Source organism: Arthrobacter sp. RT-1, assembly GCF_003367205.1.
GTDB lineage: Bacteria > Actinomycetota > Actinomycetes > Actinomycetales > Micrococcaceae > Arthrobacter.
Genome location: NZ_QRGQ01000024.1, coordinates 120,545 through 143,794, shown reverse-complemented (window position 1 = coordinate 143,794; position 23,250 = coordinate 120,545). Strand labels below are relative to the sequence as shown.

At 67.1% G+C, this 23,250-nt stretch carries 22 protein-coding genes; 3 read left to right on the top strand and 19 right to left on the bottom strand.

Features of this window, described 5'->3' with window-relative positions; all coding sequences use genetic code 11:
- Nucleotides 1–5 precede the first annotated feature (5 nt).
- Together DXK94_RS16335 and DXK94_RS16330 are read left to right on the top strand one after the other, a co-directional pair.
- Nucleotides 6–935 carry an alpha/beta fold hydrolase gene (locus tag DXK94_RS16335; RefSeq protein ID WP_115525759.1) on the top strand — a complete coding sequence of 310 codons (930 nt, stop codon included), beginning with the start codon at nucleotides 6–8 and terminating at the stop codon, nucleotides 933–935.
- Nucleotides 932–2,005, top strand: a complete 1,074-nt coding sequence (locus tag DXK94_RS16330; RefSeq protein WP_115525758.1) for a glycosyltransferase family 1 protein — start codon at nucleotides 932–934, stop codon at nucleotides 2,003–2,005. The genes DXK94_RS16335 and DXK94_RS16330 overlap by 4 nt, the downstream gene beginning before the upstream one ends.
- On the opposite strand, the gene DXK94_RS16325 is transcribed toward DXK94_RS16330, so the two are convergent.
- From DXK94_RS16325 to pyrR, 13 genes are all read right to left on the bottom strand, one after another.
- A complete protein-coding gene (locus tag DXK94_RS16325; RefSeq protein ID WP_115525757.1) occupies nucleotides 2,002–4,149 on the bottom strand; it encodes a primosomal protein N' in 2,148 nt (715 codons plus the stop codon). The two genes, DXK94_RS16330 and DXK94_RS16325, sit on opposite strands and share 4 nt — an antisense overlap.
- A gap of 89 nt (nucleotides 4,150–4,238) precedes the next feature.
- Nucleotides 4,239–5,474, bottom strand: coding sequence for a methionine adenosyltransferase (gene metK / locus DXK94_RS16320; protein WP_079596195.1), 1,236 nt, complete (start codon nucleotides 5,472–5,474; stop codon nucleotides 4,239–4,241).
- Nucleotides 5,475–5,550: 76 nt separating this feature from the next.
- Nucleotides 5,551–6,807, bottom strand: a complete 1,257-nt coding sequence (coaBC, locus tag DXK94_RS16315; protein WP_115525756.1) for a bifunctional phosphopantothenoylcysteine decarboxylase/phosphopantothenate--cysteine ligase CoaBC — start codon at nucleotides 6,805–6,807, stop codon at nucleotides 5,551–5,553.
- A 38-nt stretch (nucleotides 6,808–6,845) separates the two neighbouring features.
- Complete coding sequence (rpoZ, locus tag DXK94_RS16310; RefSeq protein ID WP_003800778.1) at nucleotides 6,846–7,106, bottom strand: DNA-directed RNA polymerase subunit omega; 261 nt, start codon at nucleotides 7,104–7,106, stop codon at nucleotides 6,846–6,848.
- Between the two features lie 15 nt (nucleotides 7,107–7,121).
- Nucleotides 7,122–7,715, bottom strand: coding sequence for a guanylate kinase (gene gmk, locus DXK94_RS16305; RefSeq protein WP_115525755.1), 594 nt, complete (start codon nucleotides 7,713–7,715; stop codon nucleotides 7,122–7,124).
- A 44-nt stretch (nucleotides 7,716–7,759) separates the two neighbouring features.
- A complete protein-coding gene (mihF, locus tag DXK94_RS16300; protein WP_176156798.1) occupies nucleotides 7,760–8,077 on the bottom strand; it encodes an integration host factor, actinobacterial type in 318 nt (105 codons plus the stop codon).
- 111 nt (nucleotides 8,078–8,188) lie between these two features.
- The gene (pyrF, locus tag DXK94_RS16295; protein WP_115525754.1) at nucleotides 8,189–9,049 is read right to left on the bottom strand and encodes an orotidine-5'-phosphate decarboxylase; all 861 of its coding nucleotides are present in this window, start codon (nucleotides 9,047–9,049) and stop codon (nucleotides 8,189–8,191) included.
- On the bottom strand, nucleotides 9,042–12,356 hold the full coding sequence (carB, locus tag DXK94_RS16290) for a carbamoyl-phosphate synthase large subunit (RefSeq protein WP_115525753.1): 3,315 nt from the start codon (nucleotides 12,354–12,356) through the stop codon (nucleotides 9,042–9,044). The genes pyrF and carB overlap by 8 nt, the downstream gene beginning before the upstream one ends.
- Entirely contained in the window at nucleotides 12,356–13,606 is a 1,251-nt protein-coding gene (carA, locus tag DXK94_RS16285) for a glutamine-hydrolyzing carbamoyl-phosphate synthase small subunit (RefSeq protein ID WP_258868578.1), read from the bottom strand. Before carA ends, carB begins: the two co-directional genes overlap by 1 nt.
- A 79-nt stretch (nucleotides 13,607–13,685) precedes the next feature.
- Nucleotides 13,686–14,207, bottom strand: coding sequence for a hypothetical protein (locus DXK94_RS16280; protein WP_115525752.1), 522 nt, complete (start codon nucleotides 14,205–14,207; stop codon nucleotides 13,686–13,688).
- Nucleotides 14,207–15,541 carry a dihydroorotase gene (locus DXK94_RS16275; protein WP_115525751.1) on the bottom strand — a complete coding sequence of 445 codons (1,335 nt, stop codon included), beginning with the start codon at nucleotides 15,539–15,541 and terminating at the stop codon, nucleotides 14,207–14,209. The genes DXK94_RS16280 and DXK94_RS16275 overlap by 1 nt, the downstream gene beginning before the upstream one ends.
- Entirely contained in the window at nucleotides 15,541–16,566 is a 1,026-nt protein-coding gene (locus tag DXK94_RS16270) for an aspartate carbamoyltransferase catalytic subunit (protein WP_115525750.1), read from the bottom strand. The genes DXK94_RS16275 and DXK94_RS16270 overlap by 1 nt, the downstream gene beginning before the upstream one ends.
- The gene (gene pyrR, locus DXK94_RS16265) at nucleotides 16,563–17,150 is read right to left on the bottom strand and encodes a bifunctional pyr operon transcriptional regulator/uracil phosphoribosyltransferase PyrR (protein ID WP_079596204.1); all 588 of its coding nucleotides are present in this window, start codon (nucleotides 17,148–17,150) and stop codon (nucleotides 16,563–16,565) included. The genes DXK94_RS16270 and pyrR overlap by 4 nt, the downstream gene beginning before the upstream one ends.
- A 179-nt stretch (nucleotides 17,151–17,329) precedes the next feature.
- Between pyrR and DXK94_RS16260 the strand changes: the two genes are divergently transcribed.
- Complete coding sequence (locus tag DXK94_RS16260) at nucleotides 17,330–18,607, top strand: PrsW family intramembrane metalloprotease (RefSeq protein WP_115525749.1); 1,278 nt, start codon at nucleotides 17,330–17,332, stop codon at nucleotides 18,605–18,607.
- A gap of 98 nt (nucleotides 18,608–18,705) precedes the next feature.
- Here the strand turns inward: DXK94_RS16260 and nusB are convergent, their stop codons facing one another.
- The 6 genes from nusB to aroC form a co-directional block, all read right to left on the bottom strand.
- Nucleotides 18,706–19,116, bottom strand: coding sequence for a transcription antitermination factor NusB (gene nusB, locus DXK94_RS16255; protein WP_079596206.1), 411 nt, complete (start codon nucleotides 19,114–19,116; stop codon nucleotides 18,706–18,708).
- Nucleotides 19,116–19,679 carry an elongation factor P gene (efp, locus tag DXK94_RS16250; protein ID WP_050054941.1) on the bottom strand — a complete coding sequence of 188 codons (564 nt, stop codon included), beginning with the start codon at nucleotides 19,677–19,679 and terminating at the stop codon, nucleotides 19,116–19,118. Before efp ends, nusB begins: the two co-directional genes overlap by 1 nt.
- A 172-nt stretch (nucleotides 19,680–19,851) precedes the next feature.
- Nucleotides 19,852–20,370, bottom strand: coding sequence for a hypothetical protein (locus DXK94_RS16245; protein ID WP_079596207.1), 519 nt, complete (start codon nucleotides 20,368–20,370; stop codon nucleotides 19,852–19,854).
- On the bottom strand, nucleotides 20,370–21,461 hold the full coding sequence (gene aroB, locus DXK94_RS16240; protein ID WP_115525748.1) for a 3-dehydroquinate synthase: 1,092 nt from the start codon (nucleotides 21,459–21,461) through the stop codon (nucleotides 20,370–20,372). Before aroB ends, DXK94_RS16245 begins: the two co-directional genes overlap by 1 nt.
- Entirely contained in the window at nucleotides 21,458–22,027 is a 570-nt protein-coding gene (locus tag DXK94_RS16235) for a shikimate kinase (RefSeq protein WP_079596209.1), read from the bottom strand. Before DXK94_RS16235 ends, aroB begins: the two co-directional genes overlap by 4 nt.
- The gene (gene aroC / locus DXK94_RS16230) at nucleotides 22,027–23,226 is read right to left on the bottom strand and encodes a chorismate synthase (protein WP_079596210.1); all 1,200 of its coding nucleotides are present in this window, start codon (nucleotides 23,224–23,226) and stop codon (nucleotides 22,027–22,029) included. Before aroC ends, DXK94_RS16235 begins: the two co-directional genes overlap by 1 nt.
- Nucleotides 23,227–23,250: the final 24 nt, after the last annotated feature.

The following is a 23,250-nucleotide window of genomic DNA, read 5'->3' as shown; positions in this document are numbered from 1 at the left end:
GACCCATGAAAACAACAAACCCCGGGCCATCAGCCGCGCCTGCCTACATCAGCCCGGACCTGGCGGCACGCACCACCGCCTCCACCGTTGAACTTGATGGAACCAAGGTCGCCTTCTGGACTTATGACCCCCAGGAAACCGGCCCGGACACCCGGACCATCCTGGTGATCCACGGGTTCCGCGGCGACCATCACGGCCTCCTGCGCGTTGCGGACCAGCTTCCGGACATGCGCATCATCATGCCCGACCTTCCCGGGTTCGGCAGTTCCGGGCCTTTCGACTCCGGCCCCCACTCCGTGCAGCGCTACGGCCAATTCATCACAGACTTCATGGCGGCCCTGGATCTGGGACCGGACACGGTCCTGCTGGGGCACTCCTTCGGGTCCATCATCGCGGCACACTTTGTGGCAGGGCACCCAACGGCCGTTACCCCGCTGATCCTCATCAACCCCATTGCCGCTCCGGCCCTCGAGGGGCCCAAGGGAATCATGACCCGGCTGGCCGTGGTGTACTACCGGCTGGCCGCGCGGCTCCCCCGTCCCCTGGGACTGGCGCTGCTCCGCAGCCCGCTCATCGTCCGGGTGATGAGCGAAGCGATGGCGAAGACGGGCGACCGCAACCTCCGCCGTTTCATCCACGGCCAGCACCATGCCTACTTCAGCGCCTTCGCCAACCGGGACAGCCTGCTCGAGTCCTTCACCGCATCGGTCAGCAGCCATGTTGCGGAGGTGGCCGCACGCCTGGCCCTTCCCGTCCTGCTGATCGCCGGCGAGAAGGACGAGATCGCCACCCTCCCCGACCAGCACCGCCTGCTGGCCCTGCTCCCGGACGCGGAACTCCGGGTGATTCCCGGGGTGGGACATCTGATCCATTACGAGACTCCCGGGCCGGCCGCCACCTACATCCGCAGCTTCCTGAAGGACCACCCCGCATGAAGATCGTCATCGATGCCCGGTTCACCAGGACTGACCACCATGACGGCATCAGCCGCTACGGGGCAAGCCTGATCGCCGCGACCGCAAAAATCGCTGACGTGTCCATGCTCATCTCCGACGTCCGGCAGCTGGCACTGCTCCCGGACGTTCCCTACACCCTGATCAGCAGCCCGCTCTCACCGCTGGAACTGTTCGTGGCCCGGAAGGTCAACGCCCTGGGGGCCGACGTTGTGGTGTGTCCCATGCAGACAATGGGCACCTGGGGGCGCAGGTACGGGCTCGTCCTGACCCTGCACGACCTGATCTACTACGAGCACCCGGAACCGCCCGGGTTCCTGCCCGCCCCGGTGCGGCTGCTGTGGCGGCTCTACCACAAGGCGTTCTGGCCGCAACGGCTGCTCCTTGACCGGGCCGACACGGTGGCCACCATCAGCCGTACCACTGAGGCACTGATTGCCAAGTACCGCCTCACCCGCCGCCCGGTGCGGATCATCAGCAACGCCCCGCAGCCGGAGCAGGACCCGCGCCCGGCGGAAGCAGGTGCCGGGCAGTCCATTGTCTACATGGGGTCGTTCATGCCCTACAAGAACGTGGAAACCATGGTGGCCGGCATGGCAGAGCTTCCCGGCTACACCCTCCACCTGCTCAGCAGGATCACGCCGCAGCGGCGGGCAGAGCTGGAGTCCCTGGTTCCACCGGGCGCCTCGGTGGTCTTCCACAACGGCGTGACGGACGAGGAGTATGCCGCATTGCTGAGGACGGCAACGGCGCTGGTGAGCCTTTCCCGGGCCGAAGGGTACGGCCTTCCGCTGGTGGAGGCCATGGCAATCGGCACGCCCGTCATCGCCAGTGACATTCCCATCTTCCGTGAAGTGGGCGGTGACGCGGCAACATACGTGGACCCGGCATCCCCGCAGCAGTTCGCCGAAGCGGTGGCAAAGCTTCAGGACGGCGAACGGTGGCAGGAGGCGTCCCGCCGGGCCGTCAGCCGCGCACGTGAGTTCAGCTGGGAGGAGTCCGCCCGCCAACTGGTGGACGTCGCGGCAGAGATTGTGAAGCGGCGCCGCTAAAGGACATCGACCCCGTCCAGCCGGACCTGGACGGGTTCCATGGTGCGCTTGGCCGCCGCCGCTGCCCGTGTCACCCGCAGCACGCGGACGACGGCGGCCGCCTGGCTGTACGGGAAGAACAGCAGGGTGCGGACGTCCTCGGCCGGGCGCCGGGGTGAGGGCTGGCTGTTAAGCAGCACGGGTGCCGGGCCTGCGGTCCGCAGGGTGATGCCCGCCGTCCCCAGTTCTGCTTCCACGGCTCCGGTGTAGTGTTCGACGGCGGAGCGGGGCCCGGTAACGGACGCAATGCGCACCGCCGGCGGAAGCTGCAGTTCGGTCCGCAGGGACAGTTCCCGCTGTGCATAGCCGGCCGGGTCCCAGCGCAGCAGGGCTCCCACAGCGGCGGTCTCTGTGGCGGTCACCACCACCAGGCCGCCCTCGGGTGCCGGACGGACCAGGGCTGCGGCGTTGAACCAGCGGCGCACGGTGTCTTCGCCGGCACGGAGCGTTTCGCGGCGCAGCAGCGAATCACCGTCCAGCAGCAGGGCCGCCGCATAACCGCCGTCGGCCACCGGTTCGGCCCCCACCGTGGCCACCACCAGGGCCGTGCCCCCGCCCACCGAGGCCTTCACCTGGTCGCCGGAGGAGGTGATGACGGTTTTTCCGGGGAACGCACGGCCAAGTTCTTCCGCCGTTCGCAGGACCCCGGTGGCACCCTTGCGGAGCCGGCGGCCACCGCAATGCGGGCACTGCCAGTCCGGGGCCGGCGTGGAACACCAACGGCACTGGGGCATGGCGGACGTACCGGCAAGAGCGAGCGGCCCCTGGCAGGCTCCGCACCGGGCGGGCTCGCGGCAGGTCTCGCAGGCGAGGGACGGCGCGTAGCCGGCGCGGGCCACCTGGACCAGGACCGGGCCGCGTTCGAGGCCCTCCTTGGCAGCACGCCAGGCGGCGCCGGGAAGGCGGGCAATGGTGGCCAGCGGATCGCGTTCCTGCTCGAAGCTGTCCGCGGTGTTGACGACCCGCGGCACAGTCCGGCGGGTGGCTGCACGCTCCGACTCAACGGGCAGTGCCCAGCCTGCATCCACAAGCCGCTGGACCTCGGTGCTCCGGGCATGCCCTGCAAGCAGGCACGCGGCGCCTTCCTGCCCGGCGCGCAGGAGCAGGACCTCCCGGGCATGGGCATAAGGTGCGCGCTGCTCGATATGGAGGTCGTCGCCGTCGTCCCAGCACGCCACCAGGCCCAGCTCTTTGACGGGGGCGAAAGCGGCGGACCTGGTGCCGATGGCCACCCGGGCGGTCCCTGCCAGCAGGCGCAGGAAGTTCCGGTACCGGGGGGTGGGGCCATCATCTGCGGCGAGCCTGGCCACGGCTTCCTCCGGCAGCACTTCCTTGAGCGCGCCTTCGAGCCGGTCCAGGTCGCGGTAGTCCGGCACCACAAGCACGGCACCGCGTCCTGCAGCGTACGCAGCGGCGGCCGCCTCGGCCAGCAGGCGGGGCCAGCCGGCCGGGCCGTATCCCTGCAGCGGGTTGAGAACGGCACGGGGGGCACCGCCGTCGGCAAGATGCCTGAGGAAAGCGGGGCCGTTCCGGTAAGCGGCCCAGGCGGAGGCAGGGGCAGGCAGCAGGCCGTCGTCGTCCTGGCCTGTGCCCTCCGGCTGCGCAACCGTTCCGGCCTCCGCGCCTGCGCCGGGAAACTCCTTTTCCAGCCGGGCCACCCTGGGCGGTACGGCAACGCGAAGGACATCACTCACGGTCCCCGCATAACGGGCGGCAACGGCGGTGGCCAGGTCACGTACGGCCGGCGTCAGGACCGGGACCGGGGACACCACCTTCGACAACGGCACCAGGGTGTGCCCGGCATCCGATTCGGCAACCCGCTCCAGGACAAAACCGCTGAGGTCCTGGCCGTTGAAGCTGACCTTGACCCGGACCCCCGGCTGGGCGGCGTGGCCGAGGGCGGCAGGAACTGCATAGTCGAAGGGGCGGTCCAGGTGCGGCAGGGACGACTCCACCAGTACCCGGGCCACGGGGAAATGGCCGGCCAGGACGATCCCCGCAGGCAGCTTCCGCGACGGAAAGCCCTGCAGCAGGGAGGGCTGAACGGCATGCCCGGACCCGGCGGGAAAGTCCAGCCCGGGCTGGACTGGGTTGTCAGCAACCATTGCGGCTACCTCCATTCAGCTCCCGGGTGGACATGCCAAGCCAAGCACCGGGCACTGACATTTGCGCCAGGGGCCCGGATGCAACGTTCCTAGGCGTTGAAGAAAGCCTTCAGCTCGTCGACGCGGTCCAGGCGCTCCCAGGTGAAGTCGGGTTCGTCGCGGCCGAAGTGGCCATGCGCTGCGGTCTTGGCGTAGATGGGGCGCTTCAGGTCCAGTGCATCGATAATGGCACGCGGGCGCAGGTCGAAGATTTCGGCGATGGCAGCGCTGATCCGGGCAGGATCGACGGTTTCGGTGCCGAAGGTTTCCACGTAGGTGCCCACCGGGCGGGCCTGGCCGATGGCGTAGGCAATCTGGATTTCCGCCCGCTTGGCCAGCCCGGCCGCCACCACGTTCTTGGCAACCCAGCGCATGGCATAGGCCGCGGACCGGTCCACCTTGGACGGGTCTTTGCCGGAGAAGGCTCCGCCGCCGTGGCGGGCCATGCCGCCGTAGGTGTCAACGATGATCTTGCGGCCGGTCAGGCCGGCATCGCCAACGGGGCCGCCAATGACGAATTCGCCGGCGGGGTTGAGGATATTCTTGGTCCGCGAAATATCCAGGTTGGCGCCTGCCAGGACCGGGTCGATCACGATGGCGGCCAGGTCTGCCCGGAGCTGCTCCAGGCTTGCGCCTTCCGCGTGCTGGCTGGAGATGACCACGGTTTCCACCGAGACGGGTACGTCCCGGTCGTAGCCCACGGTCACCTGGGTCTTGCCGTCCGGGCGGAGGTAGGCCAGTTCACCGGATTTCCGGACTTCGGTGAGCCGTTCCGACAAGCGGTGTGCCAGCCAGATGGGCGTGGGCATGTAGGAGGGTGTTTCGTCGCTGGCGTAGCCGAACATCAGGCCCTGGTCGCCGGCGCCCTGCAGGTCGTAGTCGTCCTCCTGGCGTCCCTCGCGGGCTTCCAGGGAATTGAAGACGCCGCCGGCGATGTCGTTGGACTGCTGGCCGATGGATACCGAGACGCCGCACCGGGCGCCGTCGAATCCGTTGGCCGAGGAGTCGTAGCCGATTCCCAGGATGGTCTCGCGGACGATCTGCGGGATTTCAACGTAGGCGTCGGTGGTGACCTCACCTGCCACGTGCACCAGCCCGGTGGTGGCCATGGTTTCCACGGCTACCCTGGATTCCGGATCTGCCGCCAGCAGGGCGTCCAGGATAGCGTCACTGATCTGGTCGCAGATCTTGTCCGGGTGGCCTTCGGTGACCGACTCGGAGGTGAACAGCCGGAGCGCGGTGGGCGCGGCGCCGGAGGTCTGGGGAAGGTGCAGGGGTAAAGTCACTCAACTACCTTACTGGTTGGAGTCCGTACGCCCCGCTGGAGATGTCCCCGTGCTAAGCGAACGTGGCGGGGAACACTCAGGCCCGGGGCGAAACGTGGTTCAGTTCAAAGCCGATCCGGCTGATGATGGCAGCGGCAACCTCTGTCTTGGTTCCGGCCGCCTCCTGTGGTTCGGAGCCTGACCGCGCCAGGATGACCACGGAATTGGTGTCCTGGCCAAACACCTTGTCGGAGCCGACGTGGTTGACCACCAGCAGGTCGCATCCCTTGCGCTGGAGCTTCGCCTGCGCGTAGGCCAGGACATCGCCGTGGCTGTCGCCGGTTTCGGCGGCGAATCCGACGATCAGCTGGTGATCGTCGGCAGAGCCTGCAGCGTTTGGAAGTGCACTGTTACGCAGTTCCACCAGTTCATGGAGGATGTCCGGGTTGCGGACCAGGGTGATGACGGGGTCGGCGCTGTCATCGCGTTTCTTGATTTTGGTGTCCGACACCTCAGCGGGACGGAAATCTGCCACGGCAGCGGACATGATGATGACGTCGGAGTCAGCGGCGGCTGCCAGTGCCGCCTCGCGAAGCTGCAGGGCTGTTTCCACGGGCACCACGTCCACGCCGGCGGGCACAGGAACTTCCATGTGGGCGGCGAGCAGCCGGACCGTGGCCCCGGCGTTGCGCGCGGCGACGGCCAGCGCTACCCCCTGTTTCCCGGAGGAACGGTTGCCGAGGAACCGCACGGGGTCGAGGGGTTCGCGGGTTCCGCCGGCGCTGATGGTGACGGTACGGCCGGCCAGCGGCAGCTGGTAGTCGGTTTGTCCCTGCACCAGGGCCATGGCGGCGTCAAAAATGACCTGCGGCTCGGGCAGCCGCCCGGGACCGGAGTCGGCGCCGGTGAGCCTGCCGGTGGCGGGCTCGAGGACTGCGGCACCGCGGGTACGCAGCATCTCCACGTTGGCGCGGGTGGCGGCGTGCTGCCACATCTCCGTATGCATGGCGGGCGCGAACAGCACCGGCCCCCGGGCCATGAGGAGGGTGTTGGTGAGGAGGTCTCCGGCTTGTCCGGTGGCAGCCTTGGCTAGCAGGTCCGCCGTGGCCGGTGCGATGACCACGAGGTCGGCCTCGTGGCCGAGCCTGACGTGGTTGACCTGGTGGACGTCGTCGAAAACGCTGTTGCTGACCGGGTTCCCGGACAGCGCCTCCCAGGTGGCGGTGCCGATAAAGCGCGTGGACGCCTCCGTGGGAATCACCGTGACGTTATGGCCGGCTTCAGTAAAAAGCCGGAGGAGCGATGCCACCTTGTAGGCGGCAATCCCTCCCCCGACTCCGAGGACTATGCGCACGTGACCTCCGTCAACAGCAAGTCAGATAAGCGGCAGGATTACTCTGCGGCTTCGATCGGTGTGGAAACCAGCTTGCCTTCGTTGATCTCGCGCAGTGCGATCGAGAGCGACTTTTCGTTCAGCTTGGTGTCTACCAGCGGGCCGACGTACTCGAAGAGGCCCTCGTGCAGCTGCGCGTAGTAGGCGTTGATCTGACGAGCACGCTTGGCACCGAAGATCACCAGGCCGTACTTGGAGTCGGCTGCTTCAAGCAGCGAGTCGATCGGCGGGTTGATGATGCCTTCAAGGTTCGTGGACACGAATTCTCCAAATTTCTAGCGGGCTGACGGTTCCGGCAGGTGTGGGTGCGGCGTCAGCCCCATGAGTGAAACAAGCTCGTCCGCTGCCCGGCGGACGTCGTCATTGATGACGGTGTGGTCGAACTCCGGTTCAGCAGCAAGTTCCAGTTTAGCGGTTTCCAGCCGCCGCTGCTGTTCCTCGGGTGTTTCGGTGCCGCGGCCCACCAGGCGGCGCACCATTTCGTCCCAGGTGGGCGGGGCCAGGAACACGAACTGTGCGTCAGGGACGGCCGCCTTGACCTGCCGGGCGCCCTGCAGGTCGATCTCCAGGAGCACCGACCGGCCCTCGGAGATGGCCTGGTTCACCGTGCTCTTCAGGGTGCCGTAGGTGTTCTGGCCATGCACCACGGCCCATTCCAGGAGTTCCCCGGCAGCAATGAGCTGCTCGAACTCCTCCTTGGTTTTGAAGAAGTAGTGGACGCCGTCCACTTCGCCGGGGCGGGGGGCTCTGGTGGTGGCCGAGACGGACAGCCAGACCTCGGGGTAGTTGTCGCGGATGTAGGTGGACACGGTGCCTTTGCCAACAGCCGTCGGACCTGCGAGGACTGTCAGTCCAGGATTCTTGCTCACGTATTCCTTTGCCGGAGTTCGGGGATGGCCGGCCGCAGGCCGCCCTAATGCTCGTCTATAAAATCTACCAGCGCCCGGCGCTGGTGCACGCCCAGGCCGCGGACCCTGCGGGACGTCGCAATGCCCAGCTGGTCCATAATTGCCGCAGCCCGGACCTTGCCGATCCCCGGCAGTGCCTCAAGGAGCTCTGAAACCCGCATCCGCGCCAGGGCGTCGTCCTCCATGGCGGAATTGATGATGTCCGCCGCGGACCTCTCGCCGTTTTTGAGGCTTTCCTTGGCAGCGGCCCGGGTAGCCCTGGCCGCGGCTGCCTTGTTCAGGGCGTCAGCCCGTTCCGTCGCGGATAGCGGTCGCAGCACCATGAAGGACACCCCCGGATTCGGCGGATTATGTCCAAGGGCGGCCGCCCTTGGACCTGTCCTGAAACTACCCTTTGGTGCTGCCTGAATCAATGCAAAACGCGAAACGGAGCGCTATTCGGCGCGCAGCCCGTCCAGCGTCCGCAGGGCAGCTTCACGAAGTCCGTGCAGGTCAGGCCCGGCCGAGAGGATGTCCCGGCTGGAGGTGCCCAGAACGTACCGGTAAGCAGCCCCGAATGTGGCCCGAAGGTCCGCCGGTGTTGCCCCCTGGGCTCCCAGTCCCGGGGCCAGGATGGGGCCCCGCACGGCCGCCAGGTCCAGGTCCAGTTCGGTCAGGGCGGAACCGACGGTTGCGCCGACCACCAGCCCGACGGAGCCGAGGCTCCCCTGATAGCGGACGTTTTCCGCGGCAGCTGCCGCCGTGATCCGGCGCGCCACGGAGTCAGCTCCTCCAACGTGCTGGACGGATGCACCCTCGGGGTTGGAGGTCAGGGCGAGGACGAACACTCCCCGTCCGGTCTCCGCTGCCAGGTCCAGGGCGGGACGCAACGACTCGAACCCCAGGTAGGGGCTGAGGGTGACAGAATCCGCGGCCAGCGGGGATCCGTCGCGGAGCCAGGCGTCGGCGTAGGCGGCCATGGTGGACCCGATATCGCCGCGCTTGGCATCGGCGATGGTGAGCACCGATTCATCCCTGGCGGCAGCAAGAAGCTCTTCCAGCACAGCCATCCCGGCCGAGCCGTGGCGTTCGTACAGGGCCACCTGCGGCTTGACCGCGGCAGCGAGCGAAGCCACCGCCTCCAGGACTGTCAACGAAAAGCGCCGCAGCCCGGCGGCGTCGTCGTCCAGCCCCCAGCTCTTCAACAGCGCAGGGTGCGGATCGATGCCCACGCACAGCGGGCCGCGGGCGGCCATGGCCGCGCCGAGCCGGGAGCCGAAAGACTCCCGGCCGGCTGCGGATACCTGCTCAGGCATGCTGGAGGGCCGCCTTCTGCGAGGCCGCCAACGCCGCGGCGTGCTCCTGCAGGCTGGTGACGGACCACTCGTAGGTACGCATGGCTTCAATGGCCTGGACCGCGGCGTTGAACTCGGCCACCGTGGTGATACAGGGGATGCCGATGGACGTTGCGGCGGCACGGAGCTCATAGCCGTCGCTGCGGGCTTCGCCGCCGGACGGGGTGTTGAAGACCATGTCGATCTCGCCGGCGATGACGAGATCGGCAATGGTGCCTTCGCCTTCGGCGCTGCTGCCCTCTGCCACCTTGCGGACGGGTGTCGCCTGGATGCCGTTGCGGCGCAGGACGTCCGCCGTGCCCCCGGTGGAGACGATCTCGAAGCCGAGGTCCGAGAGCCGCTTGACACCCATGATCACCGAGCGCTTGTCCCGGTTGGCCACGGAGACAAAGATCTTGCCTTCGGTGGGGAGGGCGTTGTTGGCGCCGGCCTGGCTCTTGGCGAAGGCGGTGTCGAAGTGCTTGTCGATGCCCATGACCTCGCCGGTGGAGCGCATTTCCGGGCCGAGCAGGGAGTCGACGACCTTGCCTTCCAGGGTACGGAAGCGGCTGAACGGCAGGACTGCTTCCTTGACCGAGACGGGGGCGTCCAGGGGCAGGGTGGAGCCGTCGCCGGTTTCCGGCAGCATCTTGTAGGCAGTGCGCAGCTGGTTGATGGTCACGCCGGTGCCGATCAGGGCTGCGGCCTTGGCCATCTGGACGCCGGTGGCCTTGGACACGAAGGGCACGGTGCGGGACGCGCGCGGGTTGGCTTCCAGGACGTACAGGACGTCGGATGCCAGCGCGAACTGGATGTTGATCAGGCCGCGCACGCCCACGCCTTCGGCGATGGCGCGGGTTGCGGTGCGGACCCGCTCCAGGACGTTGCTGCCAAGGGTGATGGGCGGCAGGACACAGGCGGAGTCGCCGGAGTGGATGCCGGCTTCCTCGATGTGCTCCATGAGGCCGCCCAGGTACATGTCCGTGCCGTCAAAGAGCGCGTCGACGTCGATTTCGACGGCGTCCTCAAGGAACCGGTCGATCAGCACCGGATGGTCCGGGGTGATTTCCGTGGCGTTGGCGATGTAGCGGGAGAGGTTGGGCTCGTCGTAGACGATTTCCATGCCGCGGCCGCCCAGGACGTAGGACGGGCGCACCAGCACGGGGTAGCCGATTTCATCCGCGATCTTCTTGGCGTCCTCGAAGGAAACGGCGGTGCCGTTCTTCGGAGAGATGAGCCCGGCCTTGTCCAGCACGCGGGAGAACATTCCGCGGTGCTCGGCGAGGTCGATGGCCTCCGGGGACGTCCCAAGGATGGGAACACCGGCGTCAGCCAGCTGCTGCGCGAGCTTCAGGGGTGTCTGGCCGCCGAGCTGCACGAACACGCCCATGACGCCGCCGGTGCGTTCCTCCGCAGCGATGACCTCCAGCACGTCCTCGAGCGTGAGCGGCTCGAAGTACAGGCGGGTGGAGATGTCGTAGTCGGTGGAGACGGTTTCCGGGTTGCAGTTGACCATCACGGTCTCGTAGCCGGCCTTGCGCAGTGCCATGGAGGCGTGGACGCAGGAGTAGTCGAACTCAATACCCTGGCCGATGCGGTTCGGGCCGGAACCCAGGATGAGAATGGACGGCTTGGAGTGCAGCGCCACCTCGTCCTCCTCGTCATAGGCCGAGTAGTGGTACGGGGTGTACGCGGCGAATTCGGCGGCGCAGGTGTCCACGGTCTTGTAGACGGGACGGATGCCCAGTGCCTGGCGGACCCCGCGGACCACGGCCTCCGGGTTGTGGGTGAGCGCACCGATCTGTTCGTCGGAGAAGCCGTGGCGCTTGGCGCGCTGGAGCATCTCCTTGGTGAGGGCGCCGGCCTGGCGGATCTCGTGGGAGATCTCGTTCAGCAGCTGGAGCTGGTCAAGGAACCAGGGGTCGATCTTGGTCGCCTCGAAGAGCTGCTCTACCGTGGCGCCGCCCAGGAGGGCGCGCTGGACCTGGTGCAGGCGCTCGGTGGTGGGGCGCTTGGCCTTTTCGATCAGCTCTGCGACTTCCCATTCCGGGACGCTGCTGAAGTCCAGCTGCGAGCCCTTCTGCTCGAGTGAGCGCAGGGCCTTCTGCAGGGCTTCGGTGAAGTTGCGGCCCATGGCCATGGCTTCGCCCACCGACTTCATGGTGGTGGTGAGGGTGTTGTCCGCGGCCGGGAACTTCTCGAACGCGAAGCGCGGAACCTTGACGACGACGTAATCGAGGGTGGGCTCGAAGGATGCCGGGGTCTTCTGGGTGATGTCGTTGGGGATTTCATCGAGCGTGTAGCCCAGCGAGAGCTTGGTGGCGATCTTGGCGATGGCGAAGCCGGTGGCCTTGGACGCCAGTGCCGAGGAGCGGGAAACGCGGGGGTTCATCTCGATGACCACCACGCGGCCCGTGGCGGGGTCGATGGCGAACTGGATGTTGCAGCCGCCGGTGTCCACGCCCACTTCCCGGATCACGGCGATGGAGATGTCGCGCAGCCGCTGGTATTCACGGTCGGTGAGGGTCAGCGCGGGGGCGACCGTGATGGAGTCGCCGGTGTGGACGCCCACGGGGTCGAAGTTCTCGATGGAGCAGACAACAACGACGTTGTCGTTCTTGTCGCGCATCATTTCGAGCTCGTATTCCTTCCAGCCGAGGATGCTCTCTTCGAGCAGCACCTCGCTGGTGGGGCTGTACTGCAGGCCCTGGCCCACGATGCGGCGGAGGTCATCCTCGTTGTAGGCCAGGCCGGAGCCCAGGCCGCCCATGGTGAAGGAGGGGCGGACCACCATGGGGTAGCCCAGGTCCTCGGCGGCTTTGAGGGCCTCGTCCATGGTGTGGATGATGTGGCTGCGGGCCGATTCTGCGCCGCAACGCTCCACGACGCCCTTGAACTTCTCGCGGTCCTCGCCCAGTTCGATGGCGGCGATGTTGGCGCCGATGAGCTCCACGTTGTACTTCTCGAGGACGCCGTTCTTGTCCAGCGCAATGGCGGTGTTCAGCGCGGTCTGTCCGCCCAGGGTGGGCAGCACCGCGTCCGGGCGTTCCTTGGCGATGATCTTCTCCACTACCTCGGGGGTGATGGGCTCGACGTAGGTGGCATCGGCGAACTCGGGGTCGGTCATGATGGTGGCCGGGTTGGAGTTCACCAGGATGACCCGGAGGCCCTCCTCTTTGAGGACGCGCAGCGCCTGGGTGCCGGAGTAGTCGAACTCGGCCGCCTGGCCGATCACGATGGGTCCGGATCCGATGACCAGAACGCTCTTAAGGTCAGTTCTCTTGGGCATTACTTCTTGTCCTCAGTCTTGTTGTCAGCGGCGTTGCGTTCGATCGGATTGTGCACGGAGTCCACAGGCTCCTTGGACAGGTTGGCGGTCCTGCCGTCCCGGGTTCCCTCCATCAGCTCGATGAAGCGGTCGAAGAGGTAGGCGGCGTCGTGCGGGCCGGCCGCTGCCTCCGGGTGGTACTGCACGGAGAAGGCCGGGATGTCCAGGCAGGCGAGGCCTTCAACGACGTCGTCGTTCAGGCTGACGTGGCTGACCTCGACGCGCCCGTAACGTTCTTCCGGAGCCTGCGTGGCGCCGTCGAGCGGTGCGTCCACGGCGAAGCCGTGGTTCTGCGAGGTGATCTCTACCTTGCCCGTGCGGCGGTCCATGACGGGCTGGTTGATGCCGCGGTGGCCGTAGCGGAGCTTGTAGGTGCCGAACCCCAGGGCGCGGCCAAGGATCTGGTTTCCGAAGCAGATGCCGAAGTACGGCAGCTTCTCGTCCAGGACGGAGCGGAGCAGCTTCACCTGGACGTCGGCGGTGGCGGGGTCGCCGGGGCCGTTGGACATAAAGACACCGTCCGGGTTGACGGCCTTGACGTCTTCCAGGGTGGCGGTGGCCGGGAGTACGTGGACGCGCACGCCGCGCTCGGCAAACCGGATGGGCGTCATGGCCTTGATGCCGAGGTCGATCGCGGCGATGCTGAACCGCGCGTCGCCGTCCCAGCCGTGGTCCTTGGGATCAACGACGTAGGCCTCGTCCACGCTGACTTCCTCCGCCAGGCGGGCGCCCTCCATGGGGGCGCTGGCCAGGACGGCGTCGAGGAGTTCCTTGTCCGTTGCCTGCGCGGCGTCGCCCGAGAAGATGCCGGCGCGCATGGTCTTGTGCTCGCGCAGGTGGCGGGTGATGGCGCGGGTGTCAACGCCCTGGATGCCCACGATTCCCTGCCCGGCCAGTTCCTCATCGAGGGAGCGTTCGGAGCGCCAGTTGGAGGGCCGGCGGGCGGCGTCGCGGACGATGTAGCCGGCGACCCAGATGCGGCGGGATTCGGCGTCCTCGCTGTTGACGCCGGTGTTGCCGATGTGCGGGGCGGTCTGGACCACCAGCTGGCGGGCGTAGGAGGGGTCCGTGATGGTTTCCTGGTACCCGGTCATGCCGGTGGCGAAAACGGCTTCGCCCAACGCGGTTCCGGTGGCTCCGTAGCTGGTCCCGCGGAAGATGCGGCCGTCCTCGAGGACGAGGACTGCCGGAGCGGAGGTGGTTGCTGTCACTGTATTCGCTTTCACTGCTGGGTCTTTGGCTGCTGTCTGGTTCGCTGCTGGTGTGGTCGCTGCGTGGTCCGTCACTGTGTTACTTTCCACTGTTGGCGTCGGCCGCCGGGGCTGAGGAAATCAATTGCTGAAGTGCCGTGAACAGCACGTCCTTGTCCGCGGCACGGCGGGTGCGGAACCCGGTGTCCAGCTCATGGGAGCCGAGCACCCATGTCACCACCAGCAGGCCGTCCTTCTCGACGAACTTGCCGGCCATGCCGCTGTCCTGCCGTACGCCGCCCAGGGAGGCGGCCGGGATGTAGAGCGCCTGGGCCCCGGAGCGGTCGAAGAGGACTCCGTGCGGGTACACCGCGAGGGTGGACGTGGTGCGGATGCCGAGGCCGTGCACGGCGATCCGGTCCAGCCAGTCGCCGCCGGTGGTGGTCGCAATGTACTGGCCCTCCGCGACGGCGAGGGGCTCGCCGGGTGCCGCAGGCACCGGGGGCAGCTGTTCGACGTCGGACTGGCGCTTCAGGCGGTTCCGCCAGCCCAGCCAGATGAGGCCGAACGCGACGGCGATGAGTGCCAGCGTGATGGCCAGCGAGAGCAGCTGGGTATCCATCAGGCGGCGCCTGCGGACGCCGCATGCGGGTACGGGGTGTTGAGTTCGCCGTCCAGGACGGTGGGGTGTCCTTTGAAGAAGGTGGCCACCACCTTGCCCGGCAGCTCCCGGCCCTTGAAGGGCGAGTTGCGGCCCATGGTTGCCATGCGGAACGGGTCCACGGTCCAGCGCGCGGCGGGGTCCACCAGGATGACGTTTGCGGGCTCCCCTGCTTCCAGGGGACGGCCCTGGTCCTCGAGCCGGCCGATGCGTGCCGCCGCGGTGGAGGTGACGCGCGCGAAGTCCGCCCAGCCCATCAGGCCGGTTTCAATCATGGTGTGCTGCACCACGGACAAGGCGGTTTCCAGGCCGGTCATACCCATGGCAGCCTGCGCCCACTCGCACTCCTTGTGCTCGCTGGGGTGCGGCGCATGGTCGGTACCCACAACGTCGATGGTGCCGTCTGCCAGCCCTGCGCGCAATGCCTGGACGTCCGCGTCCGTGCGCAGCGGGGGGTTGACCTTGTAGACGGGATCGTAGCTGCGGACCAGGTCATCGGTCAGCAGCAGGTGGTGCGGCGTCACCTCGGCGGTGACGTTGATGCCGCGTTCCTTGGCCCAGCGGATGATTTCCACCGAGCCGGCTGTGGAGACGTGGCACACGTGCAGGCGGGAGCCCACGTGCTGGGCCAGCAGGACATCGCGGGCGATGATGCTTTCCTCTGCCACCGCGGGCCATCCGGTGAGGCCCAGTACGGCGGACACCTCGCCTTCGTTCATCTGGGCACCGGCCGTCAGCCGCGGCTCCTGCGCGTGCTGGGCCACCACGCCGTCGAACGCTTTGACGTACTCCAGGGCGCGGCGCATCAGGACGGGATCGTGGACGCAGATGCCGTCGTCGGAGAACATGCGGACCCGGGCGCGGGAATCGGCCATGGCGCCAAGTTCGGCCAGCTGCTCCCCCGCGAGGCCCACGGTGACCGCGCCGACAGGCCGCACATCCACCCAGCCGGCCGTCCGGCCCAGCGAGTAGACCTGCTCCACCACGCCTGCGGTATCCGCAACGGGGGTGCTGTTGGCCATGGCATGGACAGCGGTGTAGCCGCCCAGCGCTGCTGCGCGGGTTCCTGTTTCCACCGTCTCGGCGTCCTCGCGGCCCGGCTCGCGGAGGTGCGTGTGCACGTCCACCATGCCGGGCAGTGCCACCAGGCCGGCGGCGTCGATCACGGTGGCCCCATCGGCTGAAAGGCCGTTGCCGGTTTCGGCGATGATGCCGTCACGGATCAGCAGGTCCGCCGGTTCACCGCCCAGGATGGAGGCGCCTTGGATCAGATAGGTTCCGGTGTTGCCTGCCATCAGTTGGTCTCCTTGGTGGAATGGGTGCCGGCGTAGGCCAGGGCGGGAGTGGCGGCTGGTTCGCGGGTGTCCCCGGAAAGCAGCAGGTAGAGGGCGGCCATCCGAACCGACACTCCGTTGCGGACCTGGTCCAGCACGGTGGAGCGGGGTGAGTCAGCGGCGGCTGCGGAGATTTCCAGGCCCCGGTTCATGGGGCCGGGGTGCATGATGATGGTGTCCTTCATGCCGAGCCTGTCGAGGGACCGGAGGCGGGTGTCGTCGAAGCCCCAGCGGCGGGAGTATTCGCGGGTGGTGGGGAAGAATGACGCGTTCATCCGTTCGCCCTGGACGCGGAGCATCATGACGGCGTCGACTCCGCCTTCAAGGGTTTCGTCCAGGTTGTAGCTGACCTTGCAGGGCCATTTTTCGACGCCGATGGGCAGCAGCGTGGGCGGCGCCACCAGGGTGACGTCCGCGCCGAGGGTGCGCAGGAGCCAGACGTTGGAGCGGGCAACCCGGGAGTGCAGGACGTCGCCGGCGATGGCGACGCGCATTCCTGTGAGATCGGCGCCTTCGGACCCGGTGCCGGCCAGGCGCGACCAGTGCCGGCGCATGGTGAAGGCGTCCAGCAGCGCCTGGGTGGGGTGTTCGTGGGTGCCGTCGCCGGCGTTGATGACGCCGGCGTCGATCCAGTCCGTCGCGGCCAGCCGGTGCGGTGCCCCGGAGGCCCAGTGGCGGATGACGACGGCGTCCGCACCCATCGCGGAGAGTGTCTGGGCCGTGTCCTTGAGGGACTCGCCCTTGGACACCGAGGATCCCTTCGCGGCGAAGTTGATGACGTCCGCGGAGAGGCGCTTGGCGGCGGCTTCGAAGGAGATGCGGGTGCGGGTGGAGTCCTCGAAGAAGAGGTTCACCACCGTGCGGCCGCGCAGGGCGGGGAGCTTTTTGACTTCACGGTCGCCGACGGCCGCCATTTCCTCGGCGGTGTCCAGGATCCGGATGGCGTTCGACCGGCTGAGGTCCTGGGTGGAGAGCAGGTGCTTCACGAGCCGCCTTCGATCACTACTTCGTTGACAGGGGTGCCGCCGGCGGGCGTGTCCGTTTCTTCCAGCCGGACCCGGACTTTTTCGGCGGAGGAGGTGGGGAGGTTCTTGCCCACGTGGTCTGCGCGGATGGGGAGTTCGCGGTGGCCCCGGTCGATCAGCACGGCGAGCCGGACGATGCGGGGGCGTCCGAGGTCGATGAGGGCGTCCAGGGCTGCGCGGATGGTGCGGCCGGAGTAGAGGACGTCGTCGATCAGGACCACCACCTTGTTGTCGATGCCCGTACGCGGCAGCTTGGTGGGGTAGGGCGGGCGTGTCCCTTGGTGCGAGAGGTCGTCCCGAAACATGGTGACGTCGAGCTGGCCGACGATGGCTGCGGCGTCAACAGTGTTGTCCGCGGCGGCGATTTTTTCGGCGAGCCGGACTGCCAGCGGATAGCCGCGGCGTGGAATGCCCAGCAGGACGAGGTCCTGGGAACCCTTGTTGGCTTCGAGGATCTCATGGGCGATACGAGTGAGGGCCCGGTCAATGTCCGCCTGGCTAAGGACTACCCTGGCTGGAACCGGTGCGCTGGTGACAGAAGTCAACGCTCGTCTCCCCTTTCCCCGCCTCACAGGACGGAATTAAAAAAGGATCATGTGCGTACCAAAATTACCACACGGGCTCCGGCCGGCCGGTGCCGAGGGGACGCGGTGCTGGTCACATCCGCGGCGCCACCGCAGCCGGGTCCTTGGTGCGGCGGCGCCTCCCCCCTAGGCTTTCGGATATGTCGATGTATCCACGCCAGCCATACCAGGGCCCGCCGGAAGATCCACACTTCGGAAGGTCCGGGCCGCTCCCCCGCGAGGCGAATCCGAGTTGGATGGGGCACGTTGAGCCGGAAAACTACCGCCCTGCGCCGGGCCATCAGGGCAGGCCCGTGAACGCGGTGGTTCCGCCGGAGTTCCAGGGCGCGGCAGTACGTGCGGCCCGGACCCGCGGCGGCCTGCTGGGCCTCACCGTGGCCGGCAGCGCGCTGGCGTTCCTCAGCCTGTTCCTGGTGGTGCCGTTCCTGCTGTCCAACACCGGCACGGCGGGTTTCCTGATTGGATTCCTGGCCTCGCTGCTCCCGCTCTCCGCGGTGCTCCTTGCGGTCTACGTCATCGACAAGTGGGAACCCGAGCCGAAGCGCCTGCTGTTCTTTGCCTTTACCTGGGGCGCCGCTGTGTCCATCGCCGTCACGCTCCTCATCCAGCCGTTTTTTGTGCTCACCTTCCAGTTTTCGGACGTCCCTGACCTGCAGACGTACATGGCGACCGTGCAGGCGCCCATCGTGGAGGAGTTTGCCAAGTCCCTCGGCCTGCTCCTGCTTCTCCTTTTCGCGAGGAGGCATTTTGACGGGCCCGTGGACGGTGTGGTGTTCGCGTTCACCATCGCGGGCGGCTTTGCCTTCACCGAGAACATCCTGTACTTCGGGCGGGCGATTGCGGAATCGGTGAGCCCGGCCAGCGACTTTGCGCAGGTCTTTTTCCTCCGCGGCGTGATGTCCCCGTTTGCCCATGCGATCTTTACAGGCACCACGGGGCTCATCATGGGTTTCGCCGCCAGGCGCTGGCATACGGGTGCCTCGGTGGCCGCCTTCGTTGTGGGGCTGCTGCCGGCCATGTTCCTGCACAACCGCTGGAACAGCATGGGCCAAGGCTTCCTGGTGGACTACATCCTGGTCCAGGTGCCCATCTTTTTCCTCGCGGTGGGTGGCATCATCCTGCTGCGGGTGGCCGAGAAGCGCCTGACGCGCCAGCGGCTGCTGGAATACTCCGCCGCCGGCTGGTTCACCCCGGCCGAGGTGGAGCTCCTCGCGACGCTGGGCGGCCGGCGCACGGCCCTGAGCTGGGCGGGCGGTTACGGCAGGAAGCGGCAGATGAAGGAATTCCTGAAGGCCGCGACGCACCTCGCGAACACCAGGCAGCGCATCCTGAGCGGACGCGACGTCCAGCTGCACCAGGCTGAGGAACGGCAGCAGCTGCAGCGCATCCTTGCCCTGCGGGCGGCAGTCGCCGCCTGAGGCCCCGACGGCGGAATCCTTAGTTAATAGCGAAAGGGCCGGCCTCCACGGTGGTGGAAGCCGGCCCTTGTGCCGGTGCGCCGGGTGGCCGCGCCTGGCTAGGCGAGCAGCGAAGGCTTCAGCTGCTGCAGCCGGCCCAGGAGTCCGTTGATGAACTGGGGCGACTCGTCGGTGGAAAGCGTCTTGGCGAGTGCCACGGCTTCGCTGACCGCCACGCCGTCCGGGACGTCGTCGTTGTAGAGCAGTTCCCAGGTGCCGATCCGCAAAATGATGCGGTCCACGGACGGCATCCGTTCCAGGCTCCAGCCCTGCGAGTAGGTTTCCAGGAACTCATCGATGGCGGCCTGCTGGGACAGCACGCCCTCGACGATTTCCAGTGTGTAGGGATTGATGATTTGGTCGGTCTTTTCCCTGCGCGCCCGGAGGACGTCGAAGGCTGACACCGAGCGCTGCTCGGCCTCGAAAAGAACGTCCAGCGCCCTGTTGCGGGCTTTACCGCGTGCGCTCACTACTCGGTGACCCGGCCGAGGTAGCTGCCGTCGCGGGTGTCCACCTTGACCTTGGTGTTGTTCTCGATGAACAGCGGGACCTGGATCTCGTAGCCCGTTTCGAGCGTGGCCGGCTTGGTGCCTGCGGAGGAGCGGTCGCCCTGCAGGCCCGGCTCGGTGTAGGTGATCTCCAGCACAACGCTCGGCGGCAGCTCGATGTAGAGCGGGGTGCCTTCGTGGATGGCGATGTTGACCATCTGGTTTTCGAGCATGAAGTTGGTGGCGTCGCCCACCGTGGCGCCCGAGACGGTGATCTGGTCGTAGTCGGAGGTGTCCATGAAGACGAAGTCTGCGCCGTCCTGGTACAGGTACTGGTAGTCGCGGCGGTCCACCGTGGCGGTCTCGATCTTGAGGCCGGCGTTGAACGTCTTGTCCACAACCTTCCCGGACATCACGTTGCGCATCTTGGTCCGCACAAAGGCTCCGCCCTTGCCCGGCTTGACGTGCTGGAATTCAATGATGTTCCAGAGCTGGCCCTCAAGTTTCAGGACCGTTCCGTTCTTGATGTCGTTAGTGGTTGCCACTGGTTTCCTCTGGTTTCTGTGTCTGGTTACGTGGTCAGACGTTCTATGCCGGCCAGGCAGGCCATACGGCTTGCCGGCGCGTGTTTGTCAAAAATCGCGTGGTTCGAAAAAATCCAAAAACTATTCTACCGGTAAATACGCGACAGCTTGCCGGCGGCCCGGGAAACCGGATTCAGCAGGCCAGGTCCAAAGCGTCCCGCGCCCGCTGCAGGGCCACCGTTGACGAGTAGATCAGGGCTGCGTCGGCCGACTGGGCAACCCGGAGATCCAGTGCGCGGGTGAATGCCTCAACGGCCGCGGACATGTGGCCGGCCGTGTACTGCGTCTTGCCCAGGTAATGCAGGACCAGGGCTTCACGGTCGGTCCCCTGGAACTCACCGAGCAACTGGCGGAAGAGCTCCAGGGCGCGGTCCGTCCGGTGGGTAACCCGCAGCACCTCGGCCTCGAAAGTCCGCAGGCGGAATGACTCGGGATCGTTGAAGCGGGCTTCCGCCAGGAGTTCCGCCGCTTCCGAAGCATGTCCCTCGACGATCAGGACAAAGATCCGGTCGGCCGGATCGGTGGAGTCCGCTAAAGCGGCACGGCATGCGTCCTCGTTGACGATTTCCGGCAGCAGGGTCTCCGGGTTGATCCGGATCCCGGGGAAGCCGGCTTCCGGCCAGTCAGCCGTTCCTGTTATGTCGCCCTGCATCAGGAAGCAATCTCCTGGTAGGCGGCGAACAGGAGGGACGTGTCCGGGACGTCAAGTATCCCCGGTTTGGCCACGCCGTCCAGCACCACGAAGCGCAGCAGGTCGCCGCGGGATTTCTTGTCGCGGCGCATGCCGTCCAGGAGGCCCTGCCAACGGTCCCGGCGGTAGGTGACGGGAAGACCCATGCCGTCCAGGATGCTGCGGTGCCGATCGGCATCCGCGTCACTGAGGCGCCCCACGCTGCGCGCCAGTTCGGCAGCGAACATCATGCCCACGGATACCGCGGCCCCGTGCCGCCAGGAGTAGCGTTCCACGAGTTCGATGGCGTGGCCGAGGGTGTGGCCATAGTTGAGGATCTCGCGCAGTCCCGACTCTTTCAGGTCCTGGGAGACCACATTCGCCTTAACGGCAATGGCCCGCTCGATGAGTTCCCGGAGCGTGTCCGATTGCGGGTCCACGACGGCGGCGGTGTCTTTTTCCACCAGGTCCAGGATGGCCGGGTCGGCGATGAAACCGCATTTGACGACCTCGGCCATGCCGGAAATGAGCTCATTTTTGGGCAGCGTGTTCAGCGTGTCCAGGTCGGCGAGGACCGCCGCGGGCGGATGGAAGGCGCCCACAAGGTTCTTGCCCTCGGCGGTGTTGATGCCGGTCTTTCCGCCGACGGAGGCGTCCACCATGCCGAGCAGGCTGGTGGGCATGTGGATGACCTTGACACCGCGCAGCCACGTGGCGGCCACGAAACCGGCAAGGTCCGTGACGGCGCCGCCGCCGACGGCAACGATAGCGTCGGAGCGGGTGAAATCGTTCTGCCCCAGGACTTGCCAGCAAAAAGCGGCGACCTGGATGTGCTTGCCTTCCTCGGCGTCCGGTATCTCGGCCGTCAGTGAGGTGAACCCGGCTTCCGCCAGTTCGTCGCGCACGGTGTCGCCGGTAAGCCGAAGCGCCCGGGGGTGGATCACCAGGACCCGCCGGACGCGCTCACCCAGCAGCCCGGGAAGTTCGCCCAGCAGCCCGCGTCCAACGACGACGTCGTAGTTATTGGCGGCGGATTCGCCGGTGACCTTGATCACTGTTGATTCGGTGCTCACTTTTCAACTTCCTGTTGGGCAGCTGCGTAGGTCCGCAGTGCTGCTTCGAGCCGGGCGCCAAGCTCGGTTACCGAGCCCTGGCGCACGTCCAGGGTGATGTCTGCCAGCCGTTCATAGACCGGCTTGCGGGTGGCGAACATTGCTGTCCAGCGGCCCATGGCGTCACCGGCCAGCAGCGGCCGCCCGGAATTGCGGGCGATGCGGCTGGCCACCGTGGAGGCGTCGCATTCGAGGTAGACCACCGTACAGCGGCCAATCAGCTGCTGGGTCCCGGAGTCGAGGACGGCGCCGCCCCCGAGCGAGATCACGCTGGTGGTCCCTTCGGCAGCCTCGACGGCGTTGGCCACGGTTCGGGCCTCAATCTCGCGGAAGGCATGTTCCCCCCGCCCGGCAAAGATGTCGGCAATGGACCCGTGCCCCGCCACGATGACGGCGTCGGTATCCACGAACGGGGCACCCAACTGCTGGGCCAGCTGCTGCCCGATGGCGGATTTGCCGACTGCCATGGGACCGATCAGGACAATCGGCCGGTCACCGACAGGACCGGTATTGCTGCGGTGCGGCACTACTGTCCGATCGAGTCCAGGGACGCGGGAATCCCGTCCAGGTAACCCTTGATGTTCCGGGCGGTTTCCGCCACGGAGTCTCCGCCGAACTTCTCGGTCACGGCCTCGGCCAGGACCAGCGCCACCATGGCTTCGGCCACCACGCCGGCGGCCGGGACTGCACAGACGTCGGAACGCTGGTGGTGGGCCTTGGCGGGCTCGCCGGTGCTGATGTCAATGGTCTTCAGTGCCCGGGGCACGGTGGCGATGGGCTTCATGGCGGCCCGGACGCGGAGGACGTCACCAATGCTCATGCCGCCTTCAATGCCGCCGGCGCGGTTGGTGGTGCGGACGATCCTGCCGTCGGCGTCCCGGACGATTTCGTCGTGCGCGGCGGAACCGCGGCGTGCTGCGGTGCGGAAACCGTCGCCTACTTCCACTCCCTTGATGGCCTGGATGCCCATCAGGGCGGCGGCGAGCCTGGAGTCAAGCCGGCGGTCCCAGTGCACGTAGCTGCCCAGTCCCGGGGGAAGGCCGTAGGCGAGGACCTCCACGACGCCGCCAAGGGTTTCGCCTTCCTTGTGCGCCGCGTCCACCTCAGCCACCATGGCGTCCGAGGTTTCCCGGTCGAAGCAGCGCAGCGGATCGGCGTCAAGCGCGATGACGTTGGCGGGAACGGGCAGCGGACGGCCCTCGGGGACGGTGACGCTGGCGATGGAGACGGTGTGGCTGACCAGTTCGATTCCGAGGTGCTTGAGGAACTGCGCAGCCACCGTGCCCATGGCAACCCTGGTTGCGGTTTCCCGGGCGCTGGCCCGTTCCAGGACGGGGCGGGCTTCGTCGAACCCGTACTTCTGCATGCCGGTGAAGTCGGCGTGGCCCGGCCGGGGCCGGGTCAGGGGCGCGTTACGGGCCTGGTCGGCCAACAATTCGGGATCCACGGGATCCGCGGACATGATCTGCTCCCACTTGGGCCACTCGGTGTTGCCCACCTGAATCGCGACGGGACCGCCCTGGGTCAGTCCGTGGCGGACACCGCCAAGGATGGTCACAACGTCCTGTTCGAACTTCATGCGTGCGCCGCGCCCGTAGCCCAGGCGGCGGCGTGCCAAGGAGTCGGCGATGTGCCCGCTGGTGATTTCCACACCGGCGGGGACGCCTTCAATAATTCCCATCAGAGCCGGACCATGGGATTCCCCGGCAGTCAACCAACGCAACATAATTTCCATCCTGCCACTAGGGCG